The 11,740-nt window shown below is 72.3% G+C and carries 8 protein-coding genes; 5 read left to right on the top strand and 3 right to left on the bottom strand.

The features are described 5' to 3' along the window. Nucleotides 1-197: 197 nt before the first annotated feature. Entirely contained in the window at nucleotides 198-1,727 is a 1,530-nt protein-coding gene (locus OG852_RS14100; RefSeq protein ID WP_330348100.1) for an MFS transporter, read from the bottom strand. Between the two features lie 207 nt (nucleotides 1,728-1,934). On the opposite strand from OG852_RS14100, the gene OG852_RS14095 reads away from it, so the two are divergent. From OG852_RS14095 to OG852_RS14085, 3 genes are all read left to right on the top strand, one after another. Beyond that, complete coding sequence (locus tag OG852_RS14095; protein WP_133914025.1) at nucleotides 1,935-2,558, top strand: TetR/AcrR family transcriptional regulator; 624 nt, start codon at nucleotides 1,935-1,937, stop codon at nucleotides 2,556-2,558. 93 nt (nucleotides 2,559-2,651) lie between these two features. Next, the gene (locus OG852_RS14090; RefSeq protein ID WP_330348099.1) at nucleotides 2,652-3,353 is read left to right on the top strand and encodes a ribonuclease HII; all 702 of its coding nucleotides are present in this window, start codon (nucleotides 2,652-2,654) and stop codon (nucleotides 3,351-3,353) included. Nucleotides 3,354-3,421: 68 nt separating this feature from the next. Continuing rightward, nucleotides 3,422-4,051: a hypothetical protein gene (locus tag OG852_RS14085; protein WP_330348098.1), complete on the top strand. Its 630-nt coding sequence runs from the start codon at nucleotides 3,422-3,424 to the stop codon at nucleotides 4,049-4,051. Between the two features lie 401 nt (nucleotides 4,052-4,452). Here the strand turns inward: OG852_RS14085 and OG852_RS14080 are convergent, their stop codons facing one another. Beyond that, entirely contained in the window at nucleotides 4,453-5,073 is a 621-nt protein-coding gene (locus OG852_RS14080) for a hypothetical protein (RefSeq protein WP_133914028.1), read from the bottom strand. Between the two features lie 256 nt (nucleotides 5,074-5,329). After that, on the bottom strand, nucleotides 5,330-7,495 hold the full coding sequence (locus tag OG852_RS14075; protein ID WP_330348097.1) for a RecQ family ATP-dependent DNA helicase: 2,166 nt from the start codon (nucleotides 7,493-7,495) through the stop codon (nucleotides 5,330-5,332). Nucleotides 7,496-7,626: 131 nt separating this feature from the next. Between OG852_RS14075 and OG852_RS14070 the strand changes: the two genes are divergently transcribed. Further along, nucleotides 7,627-9,135 carry a DUF4192 domain-containing protein gene (locus tag OG852_RS14070; RefSeq protein WP_330348096.1) on the top strand — a complete coding sequence of 503 codons (1,509 nt, stop codon included), beginning with the start codon at nucleotides 7,627-7,629 and terminating at the stop codon, nucleotides 9,133-9,135. A 578-nt stretch (nucleotides 9,136-9,713) separates the two neighbouring features. Further along, entirely contained in the window at nucleotides 9,714-11,639 is a 1,926-nt protein-coding gene (locus OG852_RS14065) for a glycogen debranching N-terminal domain-containing protein (protein WP_133914031.1), read from the top strand. The last annotated feature ends 101 nt before the right edge of the window (nucleotides 11,640-11,740 follow it).

The following is an 11,740-nucleotide window of genomic DNA, read 5'->3' as shown; positions in this document are numbered from 1 at the left end:
TTCCGGCATCCGCTGTGCGTGTGGGAGCACGCGAGCGGGTGACGGGATGCGGCTCTGCAGGGGGAGTGGTGGTCATGGGGTGCGTCATGGTGGTGCCGGCCGCCGGGGTGGCGGTGAGGCTCGTCGGCGGACTGCGGATGGCCGTGGCGTCGCCCCTGTGGGGCGTCCTCGGGGCGACCCCCGGCCATCCGCGCGCGTCATCCCGCCATGGGCCCCGCGGTCCCGGACAGCGCGTCCAGATCGCTTTTGCGGACCCGGATGACGAACCAGGCCGTGACCAGAGCCATGGCGGCGATCGCGGCGGCCGGGACGAAGGCGGTGGAGATGCCGTGCGCGAGGACCTCGTGCCCCCACGGAGCGGGCAGTTGGTGCGTCTTGGCGAACTCTGCCTTCTGCTCGGCCGTTCCGTCGGCGAGGAACTTCGGCAGCTGCTTCTCCGCCTCGTCCTTGCTGGCCGAGCCGAAGACGGTGGTCAGGATGGACAGCCCGAGCGAACCTCCGACCTGCTGGGTGGCGTTGAGCAGCCCGGACGCGGCGCCGGCCTCGTGCGGGGCGACGCCGGAGACCGCGGTGACCGTGGCCGTGACGAAGTTCAGGCCCATGCCGAAACCGAACACCAGCATCGGGCCCAGCACTCCACCCAGATAGGAGCTGTCCGGGCTGATGAACGTCTGCCAGGAGAGGCCGGTCACGACCAGCGCGGCCCCGGCGAGCATGAACGGCTTGGGTCCCAGCGTGGGCAGGAAGCGCTGCGACAGCCCCGCGCCGACCGCGATGGCGGCGGTGACGGGCAGGAAGGCGAGCCCGGCCTTGATCGGGCTGTAGTCGAGCACGTTCTGCACGAAGAGGACGATGTAGAAGAACATGCCGAACATCGCCGCTGCCAGGCTCAGCATGATCAGGTACGTGCCGGAGCGGTTGCGGTCGGCGAACATCCTCAGCGGAGTGATCGGCTCCTTGGCCCGCATCTCCGTCAGCACGAAGGCCACCAGCAGGACCAGGGCGGTCGCGAAGGCGGCGAGGGTCAGCCGGTCCCGCCAGCCTTCCCCGGCGGCCCGGATGAAGGCGTAGACCAGCGAGGCCATGCCAGCCGTCGAGGTCACCGCGCCCGCGATGTCGAAGCGCCCCGGATGCCGTTCCGACTCGGCGATGTAGAGCGGCGCGAGGGCGGCGATGAGCACACCGATGGGCACGTTCACGAACAGCACCCAACGCCAGTCGAGCCATTCGGTGAGCATGCCGCCCGCGAGCAGGCCTATCGCACCGCCGCCCGCGGAGACGGCGGCGAAGACGCCGAAGGCCCGGTTGCGTTCCGGGCCTTCGGGAAACGTGGTGGTGATGAGCGCCAGCGCGGTGGGCGAGGCTATGGCGCCTCCCATGCCCTGCAGGACCCGCGCCGCCAGCAACTGCCAGGGCTCCTGAGCCAGTCCGCCGAGCAGCGAGGCGAAGGTGAAGAGCAGGATCCCGGCCATGAACACCCGGCGTCGGCCGAGGATGTCACCGGCGCGGGCTCCGAGAAGCAGCAGACCGCCGAAGGTGAGTGTGTAGGCGCTGACGACCCAGGTGAGGTCGGTGGTGCTGAACTTCAGCGCGTCTTGAATGTGCGGGAGGGCGATGTTCACAATCGTCGCGTCGAGTACCACCATGAGTTGGCAGGCCGCGATGACGGTGAGCGCGATGCCGGGATGCCCCTCCCGGCGGGCCGCACCCGGTTTCTGGTTCTGCATCAACTGAGAGGTTGTCACTATGGGTCCCCCACAACTGCGTTAGTGAACGCTGGCGTTCACTCTCGCGTCCACGGTAGTGAGTCCCCACTAGTGAACGCAAGCGTTCACTTTCGGGGTGTCCGTCGGCGCTTCCCCCCGCTGTCGCCGCGGCCGCGCCCCGCTCCGCTTCGAACTCCCCGCCCCCTCTGCTCGCCTGGAGACACTCGGATGGTTACTTCGCGCTGGACGGCCGCCCCCGCCAGGACGGCCTCTCCCCGCCGGCGCGGCGCCGTGCTCGAACGCGCGATTCTCGATGCCGCGCTGGAACAACTCGGCACCGTCGGCTGGAACGGCCTCACGATGGAGGGGGTCGCGGCCGGCGCTCAGACCGGAAAGGCGGCCGTCTACCGTCGCTGGCCGTCCAAGGAGGATCTCGTCGCGGACGCCCTGAGTGCCGAGCTGCCCCGGCTGGACACGGCGCCCGACCTCGGGAACGTGCGCGACGACCTGGTGGCGCTGTGCCGCACGGCACGTGACGCGATGTTCTCGCGGCCGGGCTTCGCGCTGCGGGCGATCATTCACGAATGCGACCCGTCCCAGTCGGAGCGCTTCCAGGGGTTGATCGTGCAAGGGGTCGTGGAGCCGGCTGTCAGAATGCTGCACGAGGTCATCAGTCGTGGAATAGAGCGAGGGGAAGTGCGACCTGGGGCCGCGAACGGCTATGTCTTCGATGTCATCCCGGCCATGATGATGTACCGATCAAAGATGTGCGGAAGTGAATGGAACGATCGGGATCTCGAAGAGATGATCGACCAGCTCATGCTTCCGCTGCTGCGTCGGGACGCCTCCTGACGGCGGCGGGGAAGGGACTGTCGGCGGCGGGTGGGCCGGCATGGCGAACCGGGGTGTCGCGAGGGGATCTCGGCGGCGTAATCTAAGGGCGCCATGCCGTACGAACCACCCACCCACACCGTCGAGCGCTCCCTTCGCGCCACGACCGGAGCGAAGGTCATTGCCGGTGTCGACGAGGTGGGCCGCGGTGCGTGGGCCGGTCCCGTCACCGTCTGCGCGGCGGTCACCGGACTGCGTCGCCCGCCCACAGGTCTCACCGACTCCAAGCTGCTCACCCTCAAACGGCGCACCGAGCTGGCCGAGGTGCTGCGGACGTGGGTGACGGCGTACGCCCTGGGACACGCCTCCCCTGAGGAGATCGACGAGAAGGGGATGACGGCCGCGCTGCGGCTCGCGGCCGGGCGGGCCCTGGAGGCGCTGCCCATCCGCCCCGACGCGGTGATCCTCGACGGGAAGCACGACTATCTGGGCGCCCCCTGGAGGGTCCGTACGGTCATCAAGGGCGACCGTTCGTGCGTGGCGGTCGCGGCGGCCTCGGTGATCGCCAAGGTTCAGCGCGACAAAATGATGGCCGAACTGGGTGTCGACCATGCACACTTCGGTTTTGCGGACAATGCCGGGTATCCGTCGCCCGTGCACAAGGCCGCACTGGAGGAGCGGGGCCCCACCCCGTACCACCGGTTGTCGTGGGCGTATCTTGATGCGCTGCCCCAGTGGCGGCACCTCAAGAAGGCCCGCAGCTGGGCGGACGGAAGCGTTCCGGAGATCGAGGGTCAGCTCGGCTTCGATTTCTGACGATTCCGTTCGCACTGATGTGCCCCCCGCTGGCGCGAGCCGCACCAACGTTTGATAAAAAACAGCCCATGCCTCTCATTCCCGAGGAGCCTCAGATTCACGAGAGTGCCCAGGGTCCCCGCGTTACTCCGGCCAGCGGCCGTACAGCGCCGACCCCTCGACCCGTACCCGGCCCCCGTCCCGCGGCTCCGCCGCGTCCCGGTCGTCCCGGACCCGTCCGGCCCGCGCCGCCGGTGCAGCGCACCCCGCGTGACGTCGCCCCCCAGCCCGGGCCCTCGGCCCCGGCCGCTCCCGCGCCCGCTTCGGTGACTCCCCAGATCCAGCTGATCCCGGCCTCGGCCGAGGGGGCGCTGGACGCCGCCGAGGAGGCCGTGGACCTGCTTCTGGACTCGGGGCGCACCCCGGGGGACGTGCTGGTGATCACCACCGGCGAACAGCACCCCTGGGCCGCCCATGAGCTGTCCTTCGGCGAGGCGTCCTACTGGGCGCAGCACGACGCCGGAGACGACGTCTTCTACGCCGACGCCTCCGCCGTGGACCGCGCGGCTGTGCGGCCCGTCGTGGTGGTCGCCGTCAACGGCGGTCCGGAGACCGCTGTCGTCACCGCTCTGCCGTTGGCCCGTGCGCGGGCCGGCAACCTGCTGATCGTCTGCGGAGACCCGCAGCAGATCAACGCGGTGCTCGGCGCGGGCGTCTGAGCCGACCGCGGTAGGGCAGGAGGCGCCGGGGCCGGGCAGGCCTCGCTGCCGCGGCACCTCCACGGTGTGCTTTCGCGTGCGCGGACGAAGTCCGTCTCGGCGCGCGTACCTCGCCATGCCCGAAGTCCGGCCGAACCCAGGCGACCGCCGTCCCCGCAGGGCCTCGGCACACGGACGTCCCGCCCGACAGGGCGTGGCGTCGCCGAGGCCCGGCCGGTCACCCCACGGTCGAGGCCCGGCCGGTCACCGAGGGCAGAGGCGCGACACGCGTCCCCGGAAGGACGCCCATCTCGCTGGTGCGCGCGCCTGCGTCCGTCCGGGATCCGGCCGACACGGCAGCCCGCTCCGCCGCGGACACCGGTCCGCAAGGCTGTGGGGGCGGCCGTACCAGCAGGGGCCGCTCAGCGGGCGGCCGCCCGGCGCAGAACCTCCGAGACGGCGCCGCCGGTCCGCGGCAGCGGGGGCGGTGCCTCGGACAGGCCGAAGGGCTCCGGAGCGGAGTCCGTGTTGGGGCGGCGGCCTCCGCGCCCCTCACCGAGCACCTGCCAGCCGTCCCGGGTCAGCGTGATGTACGCCCCGCAGCGCAGCCCGTGCAGGGTGCAGGCGTCACGCAGGCCCCACATCCACGCCCCGTCCTCCTCCGTCCAGCGCGCGTCGCCCTCACGGCAGTAGAGCAGCACGGCGGTCCGCACCGGCGTACGCCGCCGCAGGTCGTGCGGGATGACCCGGCGCAGCTGGGCCAGGAGCGCGTTGCGGAACATCCAGCCGTCGGCAGATGCCTGACGCCGGGTGAACGACGCGCTGGCCCGCACCCGTTCGTCAGGATCGAGCACGGCCACGATCGCGGTGGCCGGCCCGGGCCGGTGCCGCGAGTGCAGCCCGCTGACCACTTCGCGCGGGTTGCGCAGCAAAGGGATGCCGGCCGCGGACCACTCCGCGGGTTCGAGCAGACGATGGGCGGAAGCGGCGGACGTGGACGAGGACAACGATGCTGCCGAAGACGGAGCGAATCCGAGGGTCACGATCCTCCCTTCGGCTACGGCCCACACAGGGGCGGGTCGGATTGGGGGGAGCGCACGCCGCAGCAGAGCCCAACCGGACTACGGGCGAGCCGTGCGGGGAGCGGACCTCAATTCTTCCTGTCGAACTTGGATGCGGCAACGAGCAATTGGGGCCACAGACCGTTATAGGGCAGTGTGTGTCTTATATCCCTACCCAGTGATTCGTGGGCGGACGCGTGGGACGACGGCACACGCTCCCTCCGCACCCGGTGCGTGATCAACCTTGTACAGCCAGCACCAGAGGCAGCACTCCGTGCGCCCCCGAGCGTCGCAGCATGCGCGCCGCGACCGCCAGGGTCCAGCCGGTCTCGGTGTAGTCGTCCACGAGCAGGACCGGTCCGCGGGCCTCAGCCAGCGCCGAGGCGAGCGCGGGCGGCACCTCCAGCAGACCGTGGAGCGCCTTCAGACGCTGGGCGCTGTTGCTCCGGGAGACCGGCGCCGCGTCAGCGGCGTACTCCACCGCTCCCAACAGCGGCAGCCGCCCGACCTCGGCGATGCGCTCACCCAGCGAGTGGATCAGCCGCGGTCGCGTACGGGAGGCGACGGTGACCACACCGACGGGGCGCGCCACGGCGTCGGGCGCTCCGGAAGCCCAACCGGCGGGCCCTTTCGCCCAGTCGGCCAGTACGCCCACCACCGCCCTTGCCACGTCGTCCGGTACGGGGCCGTCGGGCGCCTGCGCGGTGAGCAGTGGACGCAGTCGATTGCCCCAGCCGATGTCCGAGAGACGCCCCAAGGCCCGCCCCGTCTGCGCCTGTTCTCCGGCCGGAATGCGCCCCTTGAGATCCATGCCGATCGAAGGAAGACCGGTCGGCCACATCCGGCGGGGTTCGACCTCGACCCCGGCCCGGCCCAGATCCACGCGCGCGGCGTCCAGCGCGCCCGTGGACGTCTCGGCGGAGTAGCGAGCCCCCGCGCAGTTGTCGCACCGTCCACACGGTTTGGCGCCGTCGTCGTCGAGCTGCCGTTGCAGGAACTCCATTCGGCAGTCGGTCGTCGACGCGTACGCGCGCATCGCCTCCTGCTCGGCCTTGCGCTGGCGCGCGACCCACTCGTAGCGCTCGGTCTCGTACGTCCACGGCCGGCCGGTCGCGCTCCAGCCGCCCTTGACGCGCCGCACCGCGCCGTCCACGTCGAGCACCTTGAGCATGGTCTCCAGCCGGGAGCGGCGCAGCTCGACCAGTGGCTCCAGCGCGGGCAGCGACAGGGGCCGTTCCGCTCGCGCGAGGACGTCGAGAGTGCGGCGCACCAAGTCCTCGGACGGGAAAGCCAGCGACGCGAAGTACTCCCAGATCGCCTCGTCCTCCTTCCCCGGCAGCAGGAGCACCTCCGCGTGCTCGACACCGCGGCCGGCCCGGCCGACCTGCTGGTAGTACGCGATGGGGGAGGAAGGCGAGCCGAGGTGGACGACGAATCCCAGGTCGGGCTTGTCGAAGCCCATCCCCAGCGCGGACGTGGCGACGAGGGCCTTGACCTTGTTGGCCAACAGGTCCTCCTCCGCCTGCTGCCGCTCGGCGTTCTCCGTCCGGCCCGTGTACGAGGCGACGACGTGCCCGCGCTGCCGCAGAAACGCGGTGACCTCCTCGGCGGCGGCCACCGTGAGCGTGTAGACGATGCCCGAGCCGGGCAGTTCGTCGAGGTGGTCGGCGAGCCAGGCCATCCGGTGCGCGGCGTCGGGCAGTCGCAGCACGTTCAGACTGAGGCTCTCCCGGTCCAGTGGGCCGCGCAGCACCAGGGCGTCCGACGAGCCGCCGGTACCCAGTTGTTCGGCGACGTCGGCGGTCACGCGCGCGTTGGCCGTCGCGGTCGTCGCGAGCACCGGGACCCCGGGCGGGAGATCGGCGAGCATGGTCCGCAGCCGTCGGTAGTCCGGCCTGAAGTCGTGCCCCCAGTCGGAGATGCAGTGCGCCTCGTCGACCACGAGCAGCCCGGTCGCGGCGGCCAGTTCGGGCAGCACCCGGTCACGGAAGTCGGGGTTGTTGAGCCGCTCCGGACTGACCAGCAGGACATCGACCGCGCCCTCGGCGATCTCGGTCTGGACGGTGTCCCACTCCTCCGTGTTCGAGGAGTTGATGGTCCGTGCGTGGATGCCGGCGCGGGCCGCGGCCTCCACCTGGTTGCGCATCAGCGCGAGCAGCGGCGAGACGATCACGGTGGGTCCGCAACCGCGGGCACGCAGCAGCGAGGTCGCCACGAAGTACACCGCGGACTTGCCCCACCCCGTCCGCTGCACGACAAGGGCCCGCCGCCGGTCGGCGACCAGCGCCTCGATGGCGCGCCACTGGTCCTCGCGCAGTCTCGCCGCGCCCGTGGTGTCGCCGACGAGGCGGGCGAGAACGGTGTCGGCGTCCGCCCGGAGATCCGCGTTGCTCGTGTGCTCCATATCTCCCATACAACAGGACGGCTCTGACAGAGCGGTTCCGGACGGCGCCCGGAACACCCGATTGACGTGTCCCTGCTTGGACTTATCCACAGGGCAAAGCGGAACTTCGCAATCCGCGAGATCGTCGGCGCATGACGAACCACAGCGAAACGACCGGATCCTTCGAAAACGGCGACATTCCCGGACGGGGGCGGCACGACGGTGAGCCCCCGTACGACGGCCCCATGGCCTACATCAGCCACACGCCCTACGGCCCGACCGTTCCCTGCGAACCCGACGCGGCCGCCCATCAGGTCACCCTGCGCACGCCCGGCGAACTCGCCGACGCACTGCCCTACCTGCTCGGATACCGCCCGGAGGACAGCATCGTGCTGGTCGCCCTGAGCGACCGGGGAGGGAGGGGCAGGTTCGGCGGCAGGACCAGGCTCGGCATCCCCTCGCACCCGGGCGACTGGGCCGCCGCCGCCCAGCAACTGGCAGAGGGGCTCGTGAAGGGGAGCGCACGACGCGGCGCCAGGCCGGCACAGATGGTCGCCTACCTCTGCCAGGATCCGGCGAAGGGCGAGACGGCCCGCGAGGTGATGCTGCGGCTGAAGCCCTTGGCCCAGGCACTGCGTGTCGCCTGCGGCAACCTCGAAGCGCCCGTCATCGAGGCGCTGTGCATCTCCGACGGCCGTTTCTGGTCGTACTGCTGCGCGCGTGAGGGCTGCTGCCCGGTGGAGGGGACCCCGATGGGGCTGCCCGGCACGTCCGTGCTGGCCGCGGCCGCGACCTACGCGGGAATCCAGGTCCGGGGCACCCTGCGTGAGCTGCGGGCCCGGCTGCTGCCGCTGGAGACGGGTCTCGCGCTGGAGCAGGAGGTGGCCCTGGACACGGCGAACCTGGCGCTGATCTCCAGGATGCTCGACGACATGAGCCGTGCGGTGGTCGCGGAGGAGACCATCGCGCTGGCCGGACAGCTCATGCGGCGCTTCGCCGAAGCACCGGTCGTGCCGGGCAACGCCGAAGCGGACCGCCGGGACGACAACCTGCTCGGCAGCGACGAAGCCGCCGCTCTGATTCTCGGCCTCCAGGACCGGGTGACGCGCGACCGCGCGGCGGAGTGGATGGAAGGCGACGAGGCGGCGCCCGCCCTGCGTCTGTGGCGAGCACTGGCCCGCCGCTGCGTCGGCCCGTACGGCGAGCACGCGGCACCCCTGCTCACCCTCGCGGGCTGGGTCGCCTGGTCCAGCGGCGACGAGCTCGAGGCCCGTGAGGCGCTCGCCATGGCCCTGGGCGCCGACCCGAGCTACCTCTTCGCCCGCCTGCTGCACCAGGCCTGCAACGAGGGACTGGACCCGGAATCGGTACGCCGGTGTCTGCGCTCCGAACGCGAGGAGCGCGGAGCCCGGGGAACGAGGAAGGTCGAGGGCGACCGCATGGTCGACTCCGGGGAGGAGAGCGGTCGGCCGCAGACCACGCGGACGCCGCGTCTGCCCGGCGTGAACCTCGGCCGTGGCCGTACCCCCTCGACGCGCCCCGGCGCCGCGAGCAGGGGCGGATCACGCCCGCGTGCCGCGGGCAAGCCTGCCACCCGGCGCCGAGGTGCCTGCTCCGAGGGCGCGCGGTCCGCAGGGGACGACGCCAAGGAGAAGGGGTGATCCGGTGCAGGCGCGTTGACGGCGGCGCGCCTCCCCGCCTTCCCACCCGCAGGTCTCCCCGCCTTCCCACTCGCCCGCCCGCGCACCCGAGCCACCGCCCATCGGTGGGGCCCGTCCGCCGCGGCCGTGACCTGGTGGAGTCCCGCCCCGTTCAGCTGAGTGGCGGTAGATCACACAAAGCACCGCCACCGCCCCACCCGCGTCCAGACCTCTTTCCCAGGCGCACGGAGAGCAGAGGACATCACCGCATGCACCAGCCGACTCCGCCCGCCGCCGCCGACGACACCACCGCCCTCCGTCTCTCGGAGCCACGTCGCGGAACGGCCCCCGACCAGTCACCCTCGGACGGGCCGGAGCCGCCGGGATCCTCGTTCCCGAGGGACGCCGAGCGGGTTCCGCCCGGCCGTGGGGTGCAGGGCGCAGCGGGGATCTCCGCCGACCAAGGCCGACGCCAGAGCACCCGCGGCATGTCCGCCGGCACGTCCACTCTCCCGCCCATCGGGGCCCCGCGCCGCCCGCCAGCCGGGGCGGCACCGGCCCCGCCGCGCTCCGTCGGTCTTCCGCCCACCCACACCGCGATGATCTGCGTCGCCCTGCCGGGCCTTGCCGTCTCCACCGAACAGGGCCAACTGACCGGGCGCGGGCTGGAGGGGTTCTACCGGGGCGGTCGGCGCATCCTGTCGCGCTGCCAGTTGCGGGTGGGCGGTCGCGAACCGCTCGGGGTGCAGGCGCGGATGCTCTCCGCCGACCGGGCCCTCTTCACGGCCACCCTGCGCGTCACACCGCACGGCGGTCCCGACCCGGACGTCATCGTCGAACGCCACCGTTGTGCGGACGGCACGGAGCGGATCACCCTGCGCAGCGCCGCCGCTCGCCCCCTGCGCCTCCCGGTCGAGGTCGCGCTGGGCACCGACCTCGCCGACATCGCAGCCATCGCGGCGGGTGCCGTGGGTCCGGAACTGCCCGCCCACGTCCGCGACGGGGGCCTGTGCTGGTCGTCCCCGGCAGGTACCTCACGCGTCACCGCCAACCCGCCGCCGACCGACGCGATCGCCTCCGCCGGACTGCTTCGCTGGGACTTCGACCTGCCTTCCGGCGGCAGCGTGCACGTGGAACTGAAGGTCCGCCCGGAAGGCGCGGGCCCGGTCCGGGCCGTCGGCCGCGCCGCCACGACTCCCCTGGCACCCGCCCGCGCCACCGGGGACGACCCGCGCGTGGCGACGCTCATGGCCACGAGCGTCGACGATCTCCAGGCACTCCTGGTGCGCGACCCCGCACACCCCACGGACACCCATCTCGCCGCGGGAGCACCATGGCGCTGCGGTCCGGCATCGGCCGAGTCGCTCGCCGCGGCCCGGATGACCCTGCCCCTCGGCACCCGGCTCGCCGCCGGCACACTGCGCACCCTCGCCCGCACGCAGATCGCACACCAGGGTCCGCGTCACGGCATGATCCCCGGCCCACGGCGGGACGCCGGCGCCCATCTCCCACCGGCCTGCACCGCCACGGAGGCCACCCTGCTCTTCCCGGTCCTCCTCGCCGAGGCTCGCCGCTGGGGGCTGCCCGAGCAGGACACGGAGGAACTGCTGCCGACCGCCGAGCGCTGCCTGACCTGGCTGCGGACGGCCGTGGGGGAGTCGACGTATCTGCGCGACCCGCAGCCCAGTGGGCCCGTCCGCTGCGAGACCCAGGCCCACGCCCACAGGGCGGCACTGCTCGGCGCCGACCTGCTCGACGCCTACGGCAGAGCGAGCGCCGACGCCGACTGGCTGCGGGACTGGGCGCGGAGACTGCGGGCCGTCTTCCGGCGGGACTTCTGGCTCGACGACCGAGGCGGCGGCAGGCCTCCAGCCGCCCTGACCCCGGAGGGCCGACCGGTGCCGCACCTCGGCGCCACAGCGGTCCACCTCCTCGACACCGGCCTGCTCGCAGGCGGTGCCGTGGCCCCGGGACTGCTGGACAAAGTGCAGACGGAAAGCCTGGCCCGGCTCCTCGGCAGCCCCGCGATGGACTCCGGCTGGGGGCTGCGGGGCATGAGCGCGAAAGAGGCGGGCCACAACCCGTTCGGGCATCGCAGTGGTGCCGTACGGGTCCACGAGACGGCGATCGCCGTCGCCGGTCTGGCCGCCGCGGGCTACGAGAAGGAGGCCGGGGCGCTGCTGGCCGGGGTACTGGCGGCGGCCGAGGCCTTCGGGCATCGCCTCCCGGAGATGTACGCCGGCGACCAGCGCACCGAGGGGAGCACCCCCCTGCCTCACCCGGCCGCCTGCCGCCCCGCCGCCACCTCGGCCGCCGCCGGGATCCTGCTGCTGACCACCCCGGCCGGCATCCGACCCGACGCACCCGCCGGGACGATCACCCTGCGCCCCCTGCGCAGCGCACCCCTGGGCGAGATCGGCCTGACCGGGCTGCGGGTCGCGGGCGCCCCCTTCTCCGTACGGGTCAGCCGGCTCGGTCTCGCCCTGGTCGAGGAAGCGGCCGAAGGACTGCAATTGGGGGTGTGACCTCGGACGACGAGAACGGGACGGATCCGGGACCGACCGATGACCGTGGTGCCGCACCGCAGTGGATCAGCCCTCTAAGCGTCCGGCGAAGGGTGTGTTTA

The organism is Streptomyces sp. NBC_00582, from assembly GCF_036345155.1.
In the GTDB taxonomy this organism is placed as follows: Bacteria; Actinomycetota; Actinomycetes; order Streptomycetales; family Streptomycetaceae; genus Streptomyces.
Note: the sequence above shows the minus strand (reverse complement) of the source record. Positions and strands in the feature narration are given on the sequence as shown.